Annotated in this window: 17 protein-coding genes and 1 tRNA gene; 12 read left to right on the top strand and 6 right to left on the bottom strand. The window is 67.7% G+C overall.

What is annotated here, in order from left to right:
• Positions 1-69 precede the first annotated feature (69 nt).
• Complete coding sequence (locus tag ILT43_RS16630) at positions 70-1,665, top strand: Na+/H+ antiporter (RefSeq protein WP_204200108.1); 1,596 nt, start codon at positions 70-72, stop codon at positions 1,663-1,665.
• A 159-nt stretch (positions 1,666-1,824) separates the two neighbouring features.
• Here ILT43_RS16630 and ILT43_RS16625 read toward each other — a convergent pair whose 3' ends face one another.
• The 4 genes from ILT43_RS16625 to ILT43_RS16610 form a co-directional block, all read right to left on the bottom strand.
• Positions 1,825-2,079, bottom strand: coding sequence for a hypothetical protein (locus ILT43_RS16625; RefSeq protein WP_204200107.1), 255 nt, complete (start codon positions 2,077-2,079; stop codon positions 1,825-1,827).
• A gap of 46 nt (positions 2,080-2,125) precedes the next feature.
• Positions 2,126-2,362: a DUF3253 domain-containing protein gene (locus tag ILT43_RS16620; protein WP_204200106.1), complete on the bottom strand. Its 237-nt coding sequence runs from the start codon at positions 2,360-2,362 to the stop codon at positions 2,126-2,128.
• A 277-nt stretch (positions 2,363-2,639) separates the two neighbouring features.
• Positions 2,640-2,716 (bottom strand) — tRNA-Arg (locus ILT43_RS16615).
• A 118-nt stretch (positions 2,717-2,834) separates the two neighbouring features.
• Entirely contained in the window at positions 2,835-4,097 is a 1,263-nt protein-coding gene (locus ILT43_RS16610; RefSeq protein WP_204200105.1) for an NF038122 family metalloprotease, read from the bottom strand.
• A 459-nt stretch (positions 4,098-4,556) separates the two neighbouring features.
• On the opposite strand from ILT43_RS16610, the gene ILT43_RS16605 reads away from it, so the two are divergent.
• Genes ILT43_RS16605 through ILT43_RS16560 form a run of 10 tightly spaced genes read left to right on the top strand, consistent with a single transcriptional unit; the run spans position 4,557 to position 13,134 of the window.
• Positions 4,557-5,996: a methyl-accepting chemotaxis protein gene (locus tag ILT43_RS16605; protein WP_204200104.1), complete on the top strand. Its 1,440-nt coding sequence runs from the start codon at positions 4,557-4,559 to the stop codon at positions 5,994-5,996.
• A 43-nt stretch (positions 5,997-6,039) separates the two neighbouring features.
• On the top strand, positions 6,040-6,357 hold the full coding sequence (locus ILT43_RS16600) for an STAS domain-containing protein (RefSeq protein ID WP_204200103.1): 318 nt from the start codon (positions 6,040-6,042) through the stop codon (positions 6,355-6,357).
• A gap of 15 nt (positions 6,358-6,372) precedes the next feature.
• Complete coding sequence (locus ILT43_RS16595) at positions 6,373-8,496, top strand: chemotaxis protein CheW (RefSeq protein WP_204200102.1); 2,124 nt, start codon at positions 6,373-6,375, stop codon at positions 8,494-8,496.
• Positions 8,493-9,371 (top strand): CheR family methyltransferase, encoded by an 879-nt coding sequence (locus ILT43_RS16590; RefSeq protein ID WP_204200101.1) that lies wholly within the window; start codon positions 8,493-8,495, stop codon positions 9,369-9,371. The genes ILT43_RS16595 and ILT43_RS16590 overlap by 4 nt, the downstream gene beginning before the upstream one ends.
• The gene (locus tag ILT43_RS16585; protein ID WP_204200100.1) at positions 9,368-10,405 is read left to right on the top strand and encodes a protein-glutamate methylesterase/protein-glutamine glutaminase; all 1,038 of its coding nucleotides are present in this window, start codon (positions 9,368-9,370) and stop codon (positions 10,403-10,405) included. The genes ILT43_RS16590 and ILT43_RS16585 overlap by 4 nt, the downstream gene beginning before the upstream one ends.
• Positions 10,402-10,965, top strand: coding sequence for a chemotaxis protein CheD (locus ILT43_RS16580; RefSeq protein ID WP_204200099.1), 564 nt, complete (start codon positions 10,402-10,404; stop codon positions 10,963-10,965). Before ILT43_RS16585 ends, ILT43_RS16580 begins: the two co-directional genes overlap by 4 nt.
• A complete protein-coding gene (locus tag ILT43_RS16575) occupies positions 10,965-11,342 on the top strand; it encodes a response regulator (RefSeq protein ID WP_204200098.1) in 378 nt (125 codons plus the stop codon). The genes ILT43_RS16580 and ILT43_RS16575 overlap by 1 nt, the downstream gene beginning before the upstream one ends.
• A 25-nt stretch (positions 11,343-11,367) precedes the next feature.
• The gene (locus ILT43_RS16570) at positions 11,368-11,808 is read left to right on the top strand and encodes a chemotaxis protein CheW (RefSeq protein WP_204200097.1); all 441 of its coding nucleotides are present in this window, start codon (positions 11,368-11,370) and stop codon (positions 11,806-11,808) included.
• A 40-nt stretch (positions 11,809-11,848) separates the two neighbouring features.
• On the top strand, positions 11,849-12,862 hold the full coding sequence (locus ILT43_RS16565; protein ID WP_204200096.1) for a chemotaxis protein CheB: 1,014 nt from the start codon (positions 11,849-11,851) through the stop codon (positions 12,860-12,862).
• The gene (locus ILT43_RS16560; protein ID WP_204200095.1) at positions 12,859-13,134 is read left to right on the top strand and encodes a hypothetical protein; all 276 of its coding nucleotides are present in this window, start codon (positions 12,859-12,861) and stop codon (positions 13,132-13,134) included. Before ILT43_RS16565 ends, ILT43_RS16560 begins: the two co-directional genes overlap by 4 nt.
• A 103-nt stretch (positions 13,135-13,237) precedes the next feature.
• Here ILT43_RS16560 and ILT43_RS16555 read toward each other — a convergent pair whose 3' ends face one another.
• Together ILT43_RS16555 and ILT43_RS16550 are read right to left on the bottom strand one after the other, a co-directional pair.
• Entirely contained in the window at positions 13,238-14,875 is a 1,638-nt protein-coding gene (locus tag ILT43_RS16555; RefSeq protein WP_204200094.1) for a glycoside hydrolase family 43 protein, read from the bottom strand.
• Entirely contained in the window at positions 14,872-17,397 is a 2,526-nt protein-coding gene (locus ILT43_RS16550) for a glycoside hydrolase family 9 protein (RefSeq protein WP_204200093.1), read from the bottom strand. The genes ILT43_RS16555 and ILT43_RS16550 overlap by 4 nt, the downstream gene beginning before the upstream one ends.
• Before the next feature lie 277 nt (positions 17,398-17,674).
• Here ILT43_RS16550 and ILT43_RS16545 point away from each other — a divergent pair, with 277 nt between their 5' ends.
• Entirely contained in the window at positions 17,675-20,026 is a 2,352-nt protein-coding gene (locus tag ILT43_RS16545) for a glycoside hydrolase family 95 protein (protein ID WP_204200092.1), read from the top strand.
• Positions 20,027-20,032 lie beyond the last annotated feature (6 nt).

The raw sequence follows: 20,032 nt of genomic DNA, 5'->3' as shown, positions 1-20,032 counted from the left end.
CGCTCACGTTGACGATGGAGGGGGGCAAATTGCACAGGACGATCGGACGAGCAGGAAAAGGGCGGCTTCGTGCATCCAGCGGCGAATTTCGAGCTGATCATCGGCATGTTCCTGGTGGTGCTGGGACTTCACTATCTGGCCCGTCGCCTGTCCCTGCCGCCCGCAGCCGCGCTGATCGTCGGTGGGTGCGCGGTGGCCTTCGTGCCCGGCGTGCAGGGCATCGCGATCGATCCGGAACTGGTTCTTGTCCTCTTTCTCCCGCCCCTGTTGATGGACGGCGCGTGGTTCACCGCCATCGCGCCGTTCCGACGGCACATGGCCGGCATTCTGTCGCTGGCGGTTGGCGCGGTCTTCTTCACCACCGCGATCGTGGCGATCGTGACCAGGCTGCTGATGCCCCAGTTGCCCTGGGCTGCCTGCGTTGCCCTGGGTGCAATCCTGTCGCCGCCTGACGCCGTATCAGCCCGCGCCGTTCTGCAGCGGGTCAAACTGCCGCGTCGGCTGACGACGCTGCTCGAAGGCGAAAGCCTGTTGAACGATGCCGCCGGGCTCGTCCTGTTCCGGTTTGCGGTGGCGGCGGTGCTGACCGGCAGCTTCCATCCGGGTGCGGCGACCGGCACCTTCTTCCTGCTGGTCGCGGGCGGTATCGCGGTGGGAGCGGCCATCGGCGGGCTATGGGTGGTCCTGCTTCGCCGGTTGGGCGACGACACGTTGATGATCGCGGCCACCGTGCTGGTCTGCTGGAGCGCCTATATCGCGGGCGAGCTGCTGCACGTCTCCGGCGTCATCGCGGTCGTTACCGCGGGCCTGACCTGCGGCTGGTATCAGCACGTCGTCTTCAACGCGCGCGTCCGCATCCGGGCGCTGGCGTTCTGGCAGGTGCTGGTGTTCCTGCTCGAAGCCGCCGTCTTTCTGCTGATCGGCCTGTCGCTCCGGGGATTGCTGGACCGTGTCGGCGGACTCGGCACGGTGGTGGACACGATGGCACAACCCGTGCTGCTCATCGTCGCGGCGGTCGTCGTCGCGCGCTTCCTGTGGGTTTTCGGCGTCGATGCCGGCGTCGCGGCCGTTCGCCGCATGGGTTGGACACGGCAGCAACCGCTTGGGCCGCGCGCGGCGGTCGTGATGAGCTGGGCGGGGATGCGCGGCGTGGTCACGCTGGCCGTCGCGCTCTCGTTGCCCGAAACCATGCCGGCGCGGGACCTGATGCTCGTCACCGCCTTCACAGTGATCCTGGTAACCGTGCTGGTGCAGGGCACGTCGCTCGGCTGGGTCATTCGGTGGGTGAAGCCATCCGAAGACGCCAGCACGCGACCGCCGCTCGATCTTCATGCCGCCGAGACGATGCTGTTCCGGGCGCAGCTGGCCGCCGTGGAGCGCGAGGCGGTGGCGGCCGATGGTACGATCATCCACCCACAATTGTTGCGCCGGTACCGGACCCGCGCGACGGCAGCGGATGCGTTCGAAGGCACGGCGGACGAGCGCAACGAGGCGATAGCCAGCCATTTCGACGTCATCATCGCCGCGGTCAGGGCCGGCCGCGCTGAGCTGGTCCGCCTGCACCGCGCCGGGCGTGTCGACGACGAGACGCTCCACGACCTCGAACATGACCTCGACCTCGAGGAACTCGCCGCGGCGGCCGCGAAGGGATCAACAAGCGGCTGACGGTGGTAGCCCCCCCCTTGGTGGTCGCATTCGCCGCTATTCGGCCGCTCCGCGCCTTCCGCAATCTTCCGAACATGCCTGAACGGGTCCGGCGAGTTCAACCTGAAGGTCCAGGCGTCGGCTTGCCGCCCGCATCGAACTGCCAGCAGGGCGGGGAAGTCAGTGTTCGGTGAGTTCGACGACTTCGAAGTCGAACCGCTTCCACCCGTGCCGGCGGGCCGCCTGTGCTGTCAGTGCCTCCTTGCCGGCAGCCTCCTTTCTGGAGGTGGCGTGACCCCAGAATATTTCGGTCTTGCCGTCGTGCAGATGCGCGACGATCCGCCAGTAATGCGTGAACGGCGCGGCAGTTGGGCCGATCGTCTTCACATAACCGTCGGCCATCGTCGCGGTCAGGTAGCGCTTCTTCCTCGCCATTGCCGCGCGATAGCGGAGCGGCGACGGACATGGGAGGGGGCGGGGGTCAATCGTCGCCGCGACGGCCGATCCTGTACGGTCCTGACCGCGTCGCCATCGATCGTCCCTTCCAGCTCAGCCGCACCAGCCCGTCATGCACCAGCCCATCGATCGCGGCGTGAACCGCGGGCATTGCGCTGCGCCAATCCGATGCGATCGCCCGTGCCACCTCACTCGGGCAGATGGTCGCGTCCGATTCCCGGCGCGCGAGCAGGGAAAGCGTCGTGGCCCTCGGGTCGGTCATGCGAACTCCCTCTCCTCGCTCATCATCCGGTTCATTCACGGAAAGAGCCGGCCGCTATCTTCTGCCGCTTTGAATTTCGGATACCGACCGATGGTCGGGACGCCGAAAATCCATAGATGAGCGTCCGAAGCCGGGGAGCGGGAAAAGGGTCGTGATGGTCCGGTTACGGGTCCGACCGATCTGGGCCGCGCAGACCGGCGATCGGGACGTGATCGATGAACTCGCCGCCGCTGGCGACATGCCTGCTTAACGAGCCGATTTATGCTTCAAAGGGAAGTGGTGCGCCCGGAACGATTCGAACGTCCGACCCTCAGATTCGTAGTCTGATGCTCTATCCAGCTGAGCTACGGGCGCTTTGGAAGCTGCGCGCCTAACGACGAGCGCCAAGCCGTGCAAGCGCCTTGTCGCCGCGCATGAAAAAAGCCGCCGATCGCATCGGGCGATCGACGGCTTTTTTCAGGTTTCGCTCAGATCAGGCGAACGTGACCGTCGTCGTGGACCGGCGGCGGCGCATCGCACCGCCGACGATGCCGAACCCGCCGATCATCATCGCCCAGGTTGACGGTTCCGGCACCGCGCTGTTGAAGGCGCGGTACATGTCGGCGGTGGTGGCGAGATAGCCGGGGTTGCGGAGCACGTCGAAGTTGATGTTCCACCCCATCGCGTCGAACGCGGCGAGATCGCTGGCCGTCACTTCGCCGTCCTGCTGGCGGCAGAAGTTCGGGTCCATGATGCCGATCTGGCCGGTGCAGCCGCCCTTGTCCTTCCAGTGCGACGCCTGCTGACCATCGCCATTGTAGCGGCCGGTCGAGTAGCGAGAATCGCCGAACAACTGCGTCGCGCCGCCGTCGATCGAGAAGTACGGGTTGCCGCCGAGCGCGATGGTGTTCGCGTTGGTCACCGACCAGTCGAGCGCTGGGCCACTGCCCGGCGCGACGCCGCGAACGTCGGCGCTGTAGCGGAACAGGTCGAGGACCGACATCAGGCCGCCGCCCGGATTGTCGAACGAGAAGGTCCGGCCGCTGGCGGCCGACGGGCCGTTCGGGCCGCCATAGACGTCGTACAGGTCGACACCGCTGACGAAGCCCAGCGCGTGACCGATCTCGTGCACGGCGACGCCGATGAAGTCGAACGAATTGGCCGTCAGGCCGTCGGTCGGATCGAAGTCGAACGAGAAGTTGGAGCTGAACGTCACCGACCCGTCGGACACGTCGGCGAAGCTGGTGTTTTGATACTCGTCCGTCGTCAGGCCCATCGCGCGATAGAGCGAGGTGTTGCCATAGATGTAACGGTTGTTCTCGCTGCCGTCGTTATCCCATTCCAGCGTCGCCGTGTTCACGCCGTTGCCGTTCGCGGCGCCGGGGCCGTTGGTGATCGCGGAGATCGCACCGTTGGTGATCTGGCTGTCCAGCACCGACATCGCCTGACGATCGAGCGCGGACGTTCCGGTGTTGCGCAGCGCGTTCTGCACCGTCGACAGGCGGACATCGGCCCGCGTGCTGCCGGTGGACCCCAGCACGCCGGAGGCGAGCGACTGGAAGCCGATGTTGAGGTTGACGACGGAGTCGTTGGTCAGGACCGACGACCAATAGGCGGCGGCGATGTCGAAACCGAGACGAGCCTGCGTGCCGACTTCCGCTCCACCCGTATTCACGAGATTGAACGTCACGGCCTGGGCTTGGCCGCCCACGAATGCGGTCGCCATGGCGGCGCCGACGAGTAGCTTACGGATCACGACTTTCCCCTTATCCAACCTATGGGCGTTGCAGCATTTATTCCCGCTTCGGCCCGATAAGAGCTATGTTAACAGTATCTTAACCATTCGAAAGCCCCTTTTTGAATGATGCGGAGCAAAAAGTTCGCCGCGTAATTTTCGTCGGTGGAATAACCCCGCGGCGTGTCGTTGATGACCGGGGACGCGGACGTGCGTCGGCACGGCGGCCAGAGACCTCCATCCTGCACGAGGCGACTCGCTCGTTTGCGCCCCGACCGGCCGTCACGACGGAAGCAGCCAATCCCAGCCTCCGCGCACGCCAGCTAAGCCGATGATAAGGCTACCCTTTGGTTGCACACCTGAAAGTAACTTGCGAATTAAGCATTCGTTAGCACCGCTGCCACTAATCAGATCGCGAGAATAAGCCTCCCGGTTGCTGACGTTCTGCACCGGGTCGCTCCAGATCAAGGAGATGTTCAGATGATCGCCTGGTTCCGCGCCGACGCACCGATCCGCCGCAAGTTCGACGTGTTGTTCGTCACCTATGTCACGCTGGCCGCGATACCGGTCGCGACGACGGCACTGGCGTTGACCGGGGCGCAGAGCTCGACCGTGCTGCTGGGTACGGCCACGGCCGCGCTGATGATGGTGGCGATCGTCGCGATCTCCGCCAAGCGTCTGATCTGCGACCCCTATGTCGGCACGGTGGTGCGGATGGAGGGGTTGGCCGCGGGCGACCTCATCTCGCCGATCGCGCATACGGAATTCACCGACTGCGTCGGTCGCATGACCCGCGCGATGGAAGTGTTTCGCCAGAACGGCGAGGCGGTCCAGGCGGCGGGCAAGGCACAGGAACTGGTCGTCGGTGCGCTCGGCACCGGATTGGCGAGGGTGGCGATCAGCGATCTCAGCCACCGGATCGTCGAACCTTTCCCGGCCGATTACGAAGGGCTGCGGATCGACTATAATCGCGCGATGGACGCCGTAGGGGCGGCACTGACGGCGGTCAGCGATGCGAGCAGCGGCATCAACAACGGTGCCAGCGATATCCGGCAAGCGTCGGACGACCTGTCTCAGCGCACCGAGCAGCAGGCGGCCAGCCTGGAGGAAACCGCCGCGGCGATGGACGAGATCACCGGCACGGTACGCGAAACCGCCGCCGGCGCGATCCGCGCCAATGCCGTCGTCGGCGAAGCCCGGACCGAGGCCGAGCAGTCGGGCGACGTGGTCCGCCGCGCGGTCGAGGCGATGAGCGGGATCGAGCGCGCCTCCGCGGAGATCAGCGAGATCATCAGCGTCATCGACGGTATCGCATTCCAGACCAACCTGCTGGCGCTGAACGCCGGCGTCGAGGCGGCGCGTGCCGGCGATGCTGGTCGCGGCTTCGCGGTCGTGGCGTCCGAAGTCCGGGCGCTCGCCCAGCGCTCGGCCGACGCCGCGAAGGACGTGAAGGCCAAGATCATGGCCTCGTCCGAACAGGTCGAGGTCGGCGTGGAACTGGTCAGCGAGACGGGCAAGGCCCTGCAGCGGATCATCGGCCGGATCGGCGAGATCAGTGTGCTGGTCGGCACGATCGCGACGTCCGCGGAACAGCAGGCCACAGGGCTTCAGCAGGTCAACACCGCAGTGTCGGAGATGGACGGCGTCACGCAGCAGAATGCGGCGATGGTCGAGGAAGCGACGGCGGCAGCCCGCAGCCTGGCGGAAGAGGCGGATCAGCTGGCCCGCGAAGTCGCGCGCTTCACGCTCGGCGGTGCGCCCCGGTCGGTCGCGGCTCCGTCCAGCGTACCCGTCGTCCACACCTTGCAGGCCCGCGCGGCACAGGCCGGGCGCGAGATCGCCCGGAGCACCGTCCGGCGGCGTTCGGCAGGCGGTGGCAATGCGGCGGTGGCGGCGGAGAGCGACTGGTCGGAATTCTGACCAACCCCGCCTGCCTTCACTTCGCTCGACCTGGAGCCGTCGCATGCCCATGACCCTCGCCACAATACTCGACACCCCCGCCGCAGGACCGCTGCGGCAGGCGCTGAAACAGGCGCTTGGCGGGGCGGAACCGCTGCTGATCGACGGCAGCGGCGTCGAACGGGCGGGCCTCGCCTGTCTTCAGGTGCTGGCGGCAGCGGGCTCCGCCGCAGCGCAGGGGGGTACCGTGTTCCGGATCGATCCGGCCGGCCCGCCGCTGACCGCCATGATCGCGCTCGCCGGTCTCGACACCCTCGTGCCGCTGGCGGGGCATGACGCTCCCGCCGCCGCCACGGGGCATCACGTCCCCGTCACCGCCTGAACCAGGAGCGTTCCCGTGGACCTCAATGCCATCCAGCAGATGTTCTTCCAGGAGTGCGACGAAGGTCTCGCCGGCATGGAAGCCGCCTTCGCGATCCTTCGCGACGGCGATCACGATGCGGAGACGATCAACGGCGTGTTCCGCTGCGTCCACTCGATCAAGGGCGGCGCCGGCGCGTTCGGGCACGAACGGCTGCAAGCCTATACCCATCATTACGAGACGCTGCTCGACCTGATCCGCAACGGCAGCCTCGATCTGACGCCCGCCCTGCTCGACATCGTCATCGGCGCGTTCGATATGCTGTCCGACCATGTCGCGGCGGCGCGCGACAACAGCGCGGTTCCCGCCGACGCCGCGATGCTCGCCCGGCTGGAAGCGGCCGCGGGTGGTGGCTCCACGGTGACAGCGCGTGTTGGGCCTGCTGGGCCTGCCGCGACCGTTTCCGAACCGGCCGCCACGGTCGGCGATGATTTCGACGACCTCATGGCGATGCTCGGCGACGTCTCGCCGCCGGCCGTACCGGGCGTCGAAGCGGACGCGCCGGCGGGCTGGAAGCTCGTCTACCGGCCTACCGCCAACGCGCTCGATCATGGTGCGGAGCCGCTGCTGCTGTTGCGCGAACTGGCGATGCTGGGTGGTACGGTGGTGGACTGCGATGTCACGGCCCTGCCGTCGCTCGACGCGATCGATCCGGATTGTGCGTATCTGGGCTGGACCATCGCGCTGCCCGGTACGGCGAGCGAGGAGGACATCCTCGCGGTGTTCGAGTTCACCGACGCCTGCGCCATCGCGTTGACCCGCGACGCCGTCGCCACCGCGCCGGTGCCGACGCCGACCGATCCGGTGCAGGTCGACGCCGCGGACGCGACGCCTGCCCCGGCCGCAGATCCGGTCGCATCCGCCGCTCCACCGATCGACGACCCGAAGTCCGCGGCGAAGGGCGCCCCCGTTCCCCCGGCCGCGCAGACGATCCGCGTCGACCTCGACAAGCTGGACCGGCTGGTGAACCTCGTCGGCGAACTCGTCATCACCCAGTCGATGCTCGCGCAGCGGCTGACCGAATGCCAGATGGGCGGTATTTCCGAACTCAGCGATCTCGAACACCTGACGCGCGATCTTCAGGAATCGACGATGGCGATCCGCGCGCAGCCGATGAAGACCGTGTTCAGCCGCGTGCCGCGCATCATCCGCGAACTCGAGGGGGAGGTCGGCAAGCGCGTCCGGCTGGAGGTCGAGGGCGAGATGACCGAGGTCGACAAGACCGTGGTCGAGCGCATCGGCGAACCGCTGACCCACCTGATCCGCAACGCCGTCGATCACGGGCTGGAATCGACCGAGGGTCGCATCGCCGCCGGCAAGTCGCCGGAGGGGGTCGTGCGGCTGTCCGCCGCGCATCATTCGGGCCGCATCGTCATCACCGTGTCCGACGACGGCCAGGGCATCAACCGCGCCCGCGTCCGCGCCAAGGCGATCGAGCGGGGCATCATCCTGCCCGACGCGATCCTGACCGACGAGGAGATCGACAACCTGATCTTCGCACCCGGCTTCTCCACCGCCGCCACCATCTCCAACGTCTCCGGCCGCGGCGTCGGCATGGATGTCGTGCGCAAGAACATCCAGGCGCTCGGCGGACGCATCAGCATCCAGTCGCGCGAAGGCGTCGGGTCGAGCTTCTCGCTCAGTTTGCCGCTGACGCTGGCGGTGCTGGACGGGATGATCGTCACGATCGGCGAACAGACGTTCGTGATCCCTTTGAGCCATATCGTCGAAAGCCTGCGCCCGACCGGCGAGACGCTGAACCGGTTCGGCCTCGACGGCGCCCTGCTCGACGTGCGCGGAGCCTATGTGCCGGTGTTCCCGCTCGCCGACCATCTCGGCATCGCCGATGCGGAGCGCGACCCGACCAAGGCGGTACTGATCGTCGTCGAAGGCGATCACGGCCAGGCGGCGCTGCTCGTCGACACGATCCGCGACCAGCGACAGGTGGTCGTGAAAAGCCTGGAGGCCAATTATCAGGAGATCGACGGCGTCGCCGGTGCGACCATCCTGGGCGACGGCCGCGTCGCGCTGATCGTCGACATCGATACGCTGACGGCGCGCAGCCGGCCCGTGCGCATCCCGCTGGCGGAGGCGGCATGATGGCCGCGCTGTCCCCCGCGCCGCGTCCCGGCAGCACCGACCGGGCGCGTGAGTTCGCCTTCTCCGCCGCCGACCACCGGACGATTTCGGCGCTGGTCTATGACGAGGTCGGCATCCTGCTGCCCGACGGCAAGGCGCAACTCGTGTACGGCCGGCTGGCTCCGCGTGTCCGTGCCTGCGGTCTGACCAGCGTCGCCGACTATATCGCGCTGATCGGGAATGATGCCGGCGAGCGTGCCTGCGCGATCGACGCCCTCACCACCAACCACACCAGCTTCTTCCGCGAGAGCCATCATTTCGACGATTTCGGCACGCGCCTCTGGCCCGCTCTGTCGGCAAGGCTGGCGAAGGGGGGGCGTGTCCGCCTCTGGTCGGCGGCCTGCTCCAGCGGCGAAGAGCCCTATACGTGGCTGATGGCCGCGCTCGGCAGCAACCGGCCGGAGGCGCAGCGTGTGCTGGGCGGCGACCTGCGGATGCTGGCGACGGATGTGTCGGCCAGCGTGCTGAAGACGGCGCGCGACGGGCGATACAGCAAGGCGACGCTCGCGACGGTCCCGTCCGCCCTGCGCGCCGCTTGGGTCCAGGGCAGCGGCGACACGCTGACGATCGACCCGATGCTGCGCGACGCCATCGCCTTCCGACCGCTGAACCTGTTGGGCGAGTGGCCGATCAAGGGTCGCTTCGACGCGATCTTCTGCCGGAACGTGATGATCTATTTCGACGAACCGACCAAGGCGCGGCTCCAGTCGCGGCTCGCCGACCGGCTGGACGTCGGCGGGATGTTGTACATCGGCCATTCCGAACGGCTGGTCGGCGATGTCGCCCAACGGTTCGAGTGTGTCGGCCGCACCGCCTATCTGAAGGTGTCGGCATGACCATTCGGACCCTGATCGTCGACGATTCCGCCAGCATGCAGGCGGTGATCCGGCGCAAGCTGGATGCCGACCCCATGATCGAGGTGGTCGGCACCGCGAGTTCGGCGGACGAGGCGCGCGCGCAGATCAAGGCGCTCGATCCCGACGTCGTGACGCTGGATATCGAGATGCCCGGCATGAACGGGCTGGAATTCCTCGAACGGCTGATGCGCCTGCGGCCGACGCCGGTCGTCATGCTGTCGACGCTGACGTCGCACGGAGCGGAGGTCAGCCTGACCGCGCTGGAACTCGGCGCGTTCGACTGTTTCGACAAGGCGGCCCTGCCGCTGGCGGTCGATCCGACCGGGGCGCCGGGCCTCGCGGACCTGATCCGCGCCGCGGCCCAGTCCCGGCCGGCGGCGACCGGGCGCCGGGAGATCGTGTCCTATCGACATGCCGAGCCCGAGGCGTTCCGCGCCAAGCCCCGCAGCATGATCGCGATCGGCGCCTCGACCGGCGGCGTCGAGACGCTGATCGCACTGCTGACCGACTTTCCTGCCAATTGCCCGCCGACGGTCATCGTCCAGCACATGCCGACCAGTTTCACGGCCAGCTTCGCCGCCCGGCTCGATCGGCTCTGTCCGCCCCGGGTCGAGGAAGCGCGCGCGGGTGCGCCGCTGGTCGCGGGCACCGTCTACCTCGCGCCCGGCGGCGACCGGCATCTGGAGATCGCGGGCGTTGGGGACAAGCGGCACTGCCGTCTGGTCGAGGGTGACAAGGTCAGCGGGCACCGGCCGTCGGTCGATCGCCTGTTCCACTCGGTCGCGCGCCTTGCCCGGGCCGATGCGGTGGGCGTGATCCTGACGGGCATGGGCGGCGATGGAGCGGAAGGATTGAAGGCGATGAGGGATGCAGGATCGGTGACCATCGGACAGGATAAGGCGACCTGCGTCGTCTACGGCATGCCCGCGGTCGCGCACCGGATCGGCGCGGTGAGCGAGCAACAGCCGCTCGGCCGGATCGCGGCGCGGTTGATCGCGGAGTGCCGGGCATGATCCGCCCGGCGCTCCGACCCGTCGCCCGCGGCGGCTTTCGCCGCATCACCGTCGCGCAGGGCGAGACGCGGGTGTCCGACGAACAGGATGTCGTGATGACGACGGTACTCGGCAGTTGCATCGCGGCGTGCTTCTACGATCCGATCGAACAGATCGGCGGCATCAACCATTATCTGCTCGCCGACGGCACCTCCACCGATACCGGATCGATGCAGCGTTACGGCGTCTATGCGATGGAAGTGCTCATCAACGCGATGCTCGCGATGGGCGCTTCGCGGCACCGGCTGAAGGCGCGCATCTTCGGCGGCGCGACGATGCGCAGCGGCTTTCGCGACATCGGCGGCACCAACATCGCCTTCGCCCGCGCGTTCCTGCGCGACGAGCGCATCCCGCTGGTCGGCGAGGATGTCGGCGGCACCGGCGCACGCCGGGTCGAATTCCGCGCCGCACTGGGGCTGGCGCGCTGCACCACCGTCAACGACGCCCCGCCGACCGCCGTCGTACGGCGTCCCGCACCCCTGCCAGCACCTGCCGCCATCGGCGACGTGGAGTTCTTCTGATGACCGATATCGCACCCAAGACGATCATGACCGTCGACGATTCGCCCAGCATGCGGATGCTGCTGCGCGCGGCACTCACCGACCTCGGCTACACGGTGATCGAAGCGGAGGACGGCGTCCATGCGCTCGAAACGCTCGCGGCGTCGCCGGAGCCGGACCTGCTCATCACCGACATCAACATGCCGCGGATGGACGGGTTCGGCCTGATCGCCGAGGTGCGCGAGGGCGGCCGCCGCAATCTGCCGATCCTGGTCCTGACCACCGAGAGTTCCGACGAGAAGAAGCAGCGCGCGCGGTCCGCCGGCGCGACCGGCTGGATCGTCAAGCCCTTCCACCCCGACAAGCTCGCCGCCGCCATCCGGCGCGTGCTGCACTGATCCCGATCCAAGAAAGGCGACCGCGATGTCCCGACAACTCATCACCTTCCAGCTGGGCGACCAGGTCCTCGGCGTCGATATCATGGCGATCCGCGAGATCCGCGCATGGTCGCCGGCGACGCCGCTGCCCAATGTTCCCGCCCATGTCCGCGGCGTTGTCAACCTGCGCGGCGTCGTGCTGCCGGTGCTCGACCTGCGTTGCCGGCTCGGCTGGGGCACGACCGATCCCAGCGCGCGCCACGTCATCATCGTGGTCCGCATCGGCGAGCAGTTGCAGGGCATCATCGTCGATGCCGTCAACGACATCGTCACCGTGGCGGCGGAGGATATGCAGCCGCTGCCGGAAATGGGCGACGCCGACGCCTCGCGCTTCCTCGAAGGGCTGGCGACGATCGAACAGCGCATGATCCTCGTCCTCGCGCTCGATCGGCTGGTCGACACCGTCGCACTCGCCGACGCCGCCTGAACTCCACCCGATTATTGCCCCGACAGGAAAGATCAACGCGATGGCTGCCACCACCAAGGTTCTCGTGGTCGACGACTCTCTCACGATGCGTGCGCTCATCTCCGGCGCGCTCGAACGGATCCCCAATGTCGAGGTCGTCGGGCTCGCGGACGGCGCGGCGGAAGCGCGGGCGATGGTCGAGCAGCTCAAGCCGCACGTCATGACGCTCGACGTCGAGATGCCCGGAATGAGCGGGATCGAATATCTGGCGGAGATCATGTCGACCAGGCCGATGCCGGTCATCATGTTCTCCACGCGTACGACCGACGGTGCGGCGGAGTCGATCGAGGCGCTCCGGCTCGGGGCGATCGACTGCTTCCCCAAGCCGCGCGTCGCGGCGCCGGCCGAACTCGACGTCATCATCGCCAAGCTGGGCAAGCGGCTGAAGGCGGCGCGTACGGCGGCGCTGCGGTCGGCGACGGCAGCCCCTGCCGTTCCGGTCGCCGCCGGACCGATCGACTGGAACGGGCGGCTGCTCGCCGTCGGCGGCGATGCATCGAGCACCGCGGCACTGTTCGAGATTTTCGGGGCGTTTCCGGCCAATTGTCCGCCCACCGTCGTCGTCCAGCACCTCGGTCCGGGTCTGGTCGAGAGCATGGTCGCACAGCTCGACGAAAAGGTCGCGCCGAAGGTCGTCGTGGCCACCGATGGCATGGCGATCGAACAGGGCACGATCTATTTCGCGCCCTCCGGCGATCACCATCTGATCGTCGACAGCTGGCCGGCGGGAAAGCTGCGCCTGCTGCCGCGCGATCCGGTGGCGGGAGAGCGGCCATCGATTTCGCTGCTGTTCGCCGCCGTGGCGAAGGCGGCCGGCGCCAATGCGGTCGGCGTGCTGCTGCTCGACGGCAGCGAGGATGGCGGTGGAGGGATGAAGGCGATGCTCGGCGCAGGCACCTATGTGTTCTCGCCCGCAGGCGAGGGCGGCGGCTACACGCTCGCGCGCAACATGGTGACCCAGCCGACGACGCGCGATGCGTTGCCGGGAGGAATCCTCAAGATGTGTTCGAAATGAGCATGGTCGCGCCGGCCATCATTCCGCTCGCCGACGCGCTGGCGGACGAGCTCGTCCTCGCATCCCGCATGCTCAACGACCTCGCCTATGATTTGGGGAGTGACGAGGCCACGCTGCGTCGGCACATGGCCAGCCTGCAAAAGGTCGACCACATCACCCAGATCCAGCTTGCGGTCGCCGACCTGCTGCGCAACCGCGACGAGACGGATACGCGTCTCGCCGGGGTCACGCTGGAGGGGATGGCGGAACGGCTGCGCGCGGCGATGGCCTAGGACGGTTTTCGACCATGTTGCACCGGCGTCGCCCTTCTGCGGCTCGATACGCGGCGGGCGAAGTCGCTTCCGTGCCGATGATGCACCACGATCGGAACCCACTCTAGCGTCGGGCGGCGTAAGGGCCGATCAGCGTTCCGACGAAGCCGCCCGCAGACTTGGTGCTGAGAAAACGCGCGTCGACGTTGCTCGCCAGCGTGCGCGAACCCGCGGTGCTCCGATAGTCGAACGCCATCGTGCCGCCAGTGGCGCGGATCGTCAGGGTCACCGGGCCGCCCGCCGCGATCGGTGCGGAGGCGACCAGCGTTTCGCGTCCCTTGTCGGCCGTGTACAGGGCGACCACCGGCTTCCCCGCGATGCGCGTGATCCCGAACACGAGGTAGTTCTCGTCGCTCTGCACCGCGGCCAGCCCCGCGCGCTCGCCATCCGCGTCGGGTGAGAAGCGGACCGTGGTCGATACCGTTGCGACGTGGTGCTGCTGGCGGCGTGCGACGAAGGCCGGAACGCTGGCCAGGTCGCCGATCCGTGGCCCCGGCGGGAGGATCAGGTCGCCGCCCGCGACGCGGTAGAACGCCTGTTCGGGGTTGCGGATACCGATCCACTGCATCGCCAGCCGGTCGCCCGCGAATTCGTCGGTGTAGGCGAAGTCGCCGGCGGTCGGCAGCTTTGCGGTCGAGGCCGGCAGGCTCGGCGCCTTCGCGGTGAAGGGCACCGCCTGGCCCTTGGGCAGGATGATCGGCCAGCCGTCCTTCCACGTCACGGGCAACAGGAACGTCTCGCGCCCGATATTGTAGTAATCGCCCTCATAGGGTCGCACCGCGAGGAAGGTCGCCCACCAGTCGCCATTCTGCGTCTGCACCAGTTCGGCATGGCCGGCGGAGGTGATCGGATGCGCGCGCGCCGGATCGAGATCGCGCTGCGTCAGGATCGGGTTGCCGGCAAACGGCACGTACGGCCCGCGCAGCGCTCGCGAGCGCAGCGCCACCTGCGAATGGTTGACGCTGGTGCCGCCCTCTGCAGCGGTCAGGTAATACCAGCCGTCCTTCCGGAAGATGTGCGGACCCTCGATCCAGACGGGCTTCTTGCTGATGTCGACGCCGCCGTTGACGAGTTGCGTGCTCTCCCCGACCATCTTGCCCGCGCGCCAGTCATATTCCTGCACCCAGATCGCGCGGTGCCCGTCGTAGCGCGGGGGCTCGTCCGGCGCGCGGTTGTTGACGATATAGGCCTTGTCACCCTCCCAGTAGATCGACGGATCGATCCCCTCGAACGGCAGCCAGATCGGGTCGGACCACGGCCCCGCGGGATCCTTCGCGGTGATGACGAAATTGCCTTTGCAGGCGACGCAGGTGTTGACGATGTAGAAGACGCCGTCGTGGAACGAGATATCGGGCGCGAACACCGCCTCCGACGTCTTGCGGCCGATGAAGTCGAGCTGTCCGGGGCGATCGATCGCGTTGCCGATCTGCGTCCAGTGGACGAGGTCCTTCGAATGGAAGACCGGCAGGCCGGGAAAGTGCGCGAACGACGAGTTGACGAGATAGTAATCCTCGCCCACCCGCGTCACCGACGGATCGGGGTAATAGCCGGACAGGATCGGGTTGCGATATTCGCCCGGCCCCGCCGCACTGCGTTCCTCACTGCGCCCCTCGTAGGTGAACCGACCAAACCGCGCGGGCTCGGAGGCGGTTGCGGTGACGGACGCGCCCGCGAGCATCAGCCCCAGAATACGCAGCATCATTTCGTCTCTCCCGTCAGATCCTGCGCGGCGTGCGCCAGTTCGATCCACATCGCGCCTTCCGGGATGACGTATTCGTTCTCCCCCCAGAAGAACGGCCAGTCCTCGTGATTCTCCGGAAAGTCGGGCTTGATGACCAGCACGCCCGGCACGACGCCACCGGCGATGAAGGAGAAATCGGCCCGGTTGTTGCCGTATGCCACCTCCTTCGACACCGTGCCGACGCCGGACACGAACGAGATGTCGGAGCCGGGATGATGACCCAGCAGGAACTCCAGCCCGCGCTGCACCGGGGCGGCGGGCATGATGTCCGGGAACGCCTTGTGCAGTGCATAGGCGTTGAGCGCTGTGCCGAGCACGGTGCCGCTGCCGGCCCAGCCACCGGTGGTGATCGGCACGCCGAAGGGGTTGGCGGCGGCGTCCTTCTGGACGGCCGCGGCATAGGCGCGGGCGGCAGGGATCATCGCGTCGCGGTAGCTGGCGGGCATGGCCGGGATCGCCGCCACCGCATCGCGCAGATGGGCGCCGAACTTCGCCTCGATCGACGGCCAGAGCGACTGCACCGCCGCCGCATAGCGCGGATCGCGGGTGGTGCGCAGCAGTTCGACCGCGGCGGCGAACCGTTCGGAGTCGAGCGGCCCACCGGTGGTGTTGCCGTGGCTGTAGAGATCGGGGGCGTGGCCCTGTTCCTCCGCCCAAATTTTGGTGGCGATGCCCAGCGCCTTCTTCGACAGCGCCGGGTCCATCTCCGCCAGCGCGCGGGACGTCGCGGCCAGCGCAGCGATCGAGCCGTAGTTGAGCGCCGAAACCTTGCTGGTGAAGGCCCAGCGATCGTCGGGCGTCCCGCTGCGCCCATGCTTCTCCTCGCCGATCTTCAGCGACGGATCGTAGATGAGGCCGTCGGTCTTGGTCGAGGCATCGCCGAGGTGCGTGTATTGCGCGACATCCGGCTCGACGATGCCGTGGATGGCATGACCGACCGCATCGAATTGCGCGACCAGTTGCAGCGCGCCGTGCCGAATCTGCTGGAGCAGGTCGGGGGTTCCGTCCGGCACATGCATCTCGGTTCGCCGCCGCGTCCAGTCGACCGCGGTCGTGTCGCGCGTCGGCCGCCAGCGTTCCCACGTATCGACCAGTGAACGCACGACCTGATATTGCGACTGGGTGCGGATGTCGAAATCGCCCGCGTCGAACCAGCCGCCGATCGCCAGGCCGGGGATGTGCTCGCCCGGCTTGAAGCGGGTGTCGGTGGTCGGCCCCTGTCGATAGAGGTCGATATGTTCGTGATCGACGGGCGCCTGCCGCGCATCGTCGCGGTGCGCATCGCCGTGCCAGACGCGGTAGCCTTCGTTGACGAACATGTGGTCCATCGCGACGGGGAAATACACGTCGAGCGTCGGGTGCCACGCGCCTGCATAGGCATCGGTGGCGATGCGGAACGGCGCGGTGCGGGTGGGTCCGTATTCGAGTACGTACAGGCCGGGATCGTGGACCGCACTGAAATCGAGCTGGAGATAGCTGTAGCGCAGGTACTCGCCCCAGCGTTTCGCAGGCGCGGTGCGGACCGGCGTCATCCGCCCGTCGTCGCCAATGCGCAGCAGGCGCGCGGGCAGCGTGCGCCGGTCGTTGCGGTCGAGCTCGATCGTCGCGATCTTGCGCGCGGTCGGGGCGTAGCCGAGCTGCGAGTGCGCGATCACCGGTGGCCGCAGCCAGCCGGGGACGCTGTTCGGCTGGATCGTCCATTCCAGCACGGTGCCGGTCCGGCCCGTCGGCAGCAGCGATCGCAGCACGAACCAGCCGTTCTGCGCCTGATTCCGGCCGTCGAAGAGTTGCACCGGCGCGGTGGACGAGATCGTGACACGCCGTGCCGCGTCTTCGGGCGCAAGTACGAAGCGGTTGCCCTGCGCGATCGCGGTCGGCTCCGCGCCGGGACCCTCGTTACGGCCGCTGGCGGCGTTGCGCTCCTGCGTCGCGGTCATCGCGTCGGAGGGGTAGATCGGGAATGTGCCGGTGCGTCCGTCCGCCATATAGCTGTGGTGGAAATAGGCGGTCGGCAGGAATTCCAGGTTGAAGCCGGCCTTGCCCGCCAGCGCCGCGGGGACGGGGGCATCGAGGATCACCGCCACTGCGACCGCCCCATCGCGCCGTTCGGAGCGGATGCGATAGCGCCAGTTATAGTCGGGATACTCCAGCGTCACGGTGATCGTGCCGGTCGCCGCATCGACCTTGCGGTCGACAAGCCGCCCGATTGCGTCCCACTGTCCCGGCGTGGAGGAGAGCCGCACGTCGCCATTCGTGGCGATGCGCGTGCCCTGCTGGATGATCTCGACGCCGCTGATCTTCGAATCCGCGAACAGGCCGTCATACCAGTTCGAGAAGACGAGGACGTTCGCGGCAGGCACTTCGTAATAGCCCGCTGTGCCGAGCGTCATCGCCGGTGCGGCTCGCGGCGCGGTTTGTGCCCCGGCGACACCCGCGCCCGTCAGGAGCATCGCCATCATGCCGCATGCGATCTTGACCGCCATCGTCACCCTCTCTTCGTCGTTCGCGACGCTGTCCGCGCCTGTATGAAGGTGACTATAGCGCTAACACGGAACGGCGCCAGTGGCGGAGATCGTTGGGCGCAGGCACGTTGATGCCTCTGATTACCTGAGCGGGTGCAGGCCGGTAGCGGTAACCATGCGGGCAATGCCGTCAGGATCCCCCGCTTCGTCGTTGACGCCCGACGGTCCACACCGATACGGTAGCTGTTAACGATAACAACATTGCGGACCCCGGACGGAGGGTGCGCGAAGGGAGAGCATGGACACGTTCCATAGCCGCGCGCACCAGCCGACACGCCGCCAGTTGCTGGAGGGCGGCGCGGCGATCGCCGCCGTCGTATCGCTGCCGATCCCCGCTTCCGCCGTGCCGATGCCGAACGACCGGCAGCTCTGGTATCGGCAGCCGGCCAAAGTCTGGACGGAGGCGCTGCCGATCGGCAACGGCCGGCTGGGCGCGATGGTGTTCGGCGGCCTTGCGCAGGAGCGGTTGCAACTCAACGAGGACACGCTCTACGCCGGCGGTCCCTATGACCCGATCAACCCGAACGCACGGGCGGCGTTGCCAGAGGTTCGCCGGCTGATCGACGCGGGCGAGTTCGCGGCGGCGCAGGCGCTGGCGAATGCCAGGGTGATGGCGGTGCCGATCAAGCAGATGGCGTATCAACCGGTCGGCGACCTGATCCTCGACCTGCCCGGCGCGACCGGGGCCGTGAACGATTACAGCCGGCATCTGAATCTGGATACGGCGACCGCGACGACCCACTTCGTCGCCGGCGGCACGCGTTACTCACGGGACGTATTCGCCTCCCCCGACGATCAGGTGATCGCGGTGCAACTCCACGGCGACAGGCCGTTCGACCTGATCGTCGGCCTGACCTCTCCGCAGGCCGACGTCACGGTCGCCGTCGCGGCGGGGATGCTGACGCTGACCGGGCGCAACCGCGACCAGGCGGGCATCGCTGCGAAGTTGCGCTTCGCCGCCCGAGCCCTCGTGACGACGCATGGCGGCACGGTCGTCGCAACGGGCGACCGACTGCGCGTGACGGGCGCGCGATCGGTGACGATCCTCGTGGCGATGGCGACGAGCTTCCGCCGCTTCGACGATACCGGCGGCGATCCGGAGGCCGATACGCTGGCCGTGCTGGATCGCGCCGCGCGTCGCGATTTCGATCGCATGCGGACGGATGCCGTCGCCGCGCATCAGGCGTTGTTCGGGCGCGTCCGCCTCGATCTCGGAAGGTCTGCCGCAGCCGACTTTCCGACCGACGAGCGTATCCGCGCCGACCGGCTGGGCGACGATCCAGCGCTGGCGGCCTTGTACTTCGATTATGGCCGATACCTGCTGATCGCGTCGTCGCGCGCGGGGAGTCAGCCGGCCAACCTTCAGGGCATCTGGAACGACCAGGTGAAGCCGCCTTGGGAATCCAAGTACACGGTCAACATCAACACCGAGATGAACTATTGGCCGGCGCAGGTCACGGCGCTGCCCGAGTGCGTCGAGCCGCTGGTGCGGATGGTGCGCGAGATCGCAGAAACCGGAGCGGTGACCGCGAAGCGCATGTACGGCGCGCGCGGCTGGGTGTGCCACCACAACACCGATCTCTGGCGGGCGACCGGGCCGATCGACGGTGCCGAGTGGGGCCTGTGGCCCACCGGCGGCGCATGGCTGTGCACGCATCTGTGGGAGCATTACGATTACGGGCGGGACCTGACGTATCTCCGGTCGGTCTATCCGGTGATGCGCGGCGCGGCGCTGTTCTTCCTCGACACGCTCCAGACCGATCCGAAGACCGGCGCGCTGGTCACCAACCCGTCGCTGTCGCCGGAGAACATCCACCCCAAGGGCGCGTCGATCTGCGCCGGCCCGGCGATGGACATGCAGATCCTGCGCGACCTGTTCGATCAGGTCGGGCGGGCGGCGGCGCTGCTCGGCACCGACCGCGCCTTCGCGGCAGAGGTCGCGGCCGCGCGCAAGCGGCTGCCGCCGGATCGTATCGGCGCGCACGGCCAGTTGCAGGAATGGCAGGCCGACTGGGACGCAGCGGCCCCCGAACAGCATCACCGTCACGTCTCGCACCTGTACGGCCTGTTTCCCAGCGACCAGATCGACGTCGAGCGGACGCCGGCACTGGCGCAGGCGGCCCGGCGTTCGCTGGACATTCGCGGCGACGAGTCGACCGGCTGGGCGACGGCGTGGCGTGCGAACCTGTGGGCCAGGTTGCGAGACGGGGAGCATGCCTATCGCATCATCGAACTGCTGCTGGGGCCGAAGCTGACCTATCCCAACATGTTCGACGCGCATCCGCCGTTCCAGATCGACGGCAACTTCGGCGGCGCGCGGGCGATGGCGGAGATGCTGATGCAAAGCCACGGCGAGGACATCCTGCTGCTGCCGGCGCTTCCGAAGGCATGGCCCCGCGGGTCGATCACCGGCCTGCGCGCGCGTGGGCGGTGCAGCGTCGACGTGCACTGGCAGGACGGCACGCTGCTCGAGGCATCGATCCGCGGCGACATCGCCGGGCGGCGCACCGTTCGGCTGGGCGCGCGGACCAAGACGATAACGCTGACACCGGGCCGTGCCGTTCGGGTGCGCGGTTCCGATCTGATATAGGGGAAT

This window comes from Sphingomonas longa, assembly GCF_016892685.1.
Taxonomy (GTDB): Bacteria; Pseudomonadota; Alphaproteobacteria; order Sphingomonadales; family Sphingomonadaceae; genus Sphingomonas; species Sphingomonas longa.
The sequence above is the reverse complement of the archived record's forward strand: the minus strand, read 5'-3'. Positions and strand labels throughout refer to the sequence as shown.

Coding starts and splice junctions, on each gene's coding strand:
- ILT43_RS16625 (WP_204200107.1), bottom strand. CDS start 2,079: ATGGCGAGGAAGAAGCGCTACCTGACCGCGACGATGGCCGACGGTTAT.
- ILT43_RS16590 (WP_204200101.1), top strand. CDS start 8,493: ATGATGGCCGCGCTGTCCCCCGCGCCGCGTCCCGGCAGCACCGACCGG.
- ILT43_RS16550 (WP_204200093.1), bottom strand. CDS start 17,397: ATGGCGGTCAAGATCGCATGCGGCATGATGGCGATGCTCCTGACGGGC.
- ILT43_RS16560 (WP_204200095.1), top strand. CDS start 12,859: ATGAGCATGGTCGCGCCGGCCATCATTCCGCTCGCCGACGCGCTGGCG.
- ILT43_RS16570 (WP_204200097.1), top strand. CDS start 11,368: ATGTCCCGACAACTCATCACCTTCCAGCTGGGCGACCAGGTCCTCGGC.
- ILT43_RS16605 (WP_204200104.1), top strand. CDS start 4,557: ATGATCGCCTGGTTCCGCGCCGACGCACCGATCCGCCGCAAGTTCGAC.
- ILT43_RS16545 (WP_204200092.1), top strand. CDS start 17,675: ATGGACACGTTCCATAGCCGCGCGCACCAGCCGACACGCCGCCAGTTG.
- ILT43_RS16575 (WP_204200098.1), top strand. CDS start 10,965: ATGACCGATATCGCACCCAAGACGATCATGACCGTCGACGATTCGCCC.
- ILT43_RS16600 (WP_204200103.1), top strand. CDS start 6,040: ATGCCCATGACCCTCGCCACAATACTCGACACCCCCGCCGCAGGACCG.
- ILT43_RS16620 (WP_204200106.1), bottom strand. CDS start 2,362: ATGACCGACCCGAGGGCCACGACGCTTTCCCTGCTCGCGCGCCGGGAA.
- ILT43_RS16580 (WP_204200099.1), top strand. CDS start 10,402: ATGATCCGCCCGGCGCTCCGACCCGTCGCCCGCGGCGGCTTTCGCCGC.
- ILT43_RS16555 (WP_204200094.1), bottom strand. CDS start 14,875: ATGATGCTGCGTATTCTGGGGCTGATGCTCGCGGGCGCGTCCGTCACC.
- ILT43_RS16585 (WP_204200100.1), top strand. CDS start 9,368: ATGACCATTCGGACCCTGATCGTCGACGATTCCGCCAGCATGCAGGCG.
- ILT43_RS16565 (WP_204200096.1), top strand. CDS start 11,849: ATGGCTGCCACCACCAAGGTTCTCGTGGTCGACGACTCTCTCACGATG.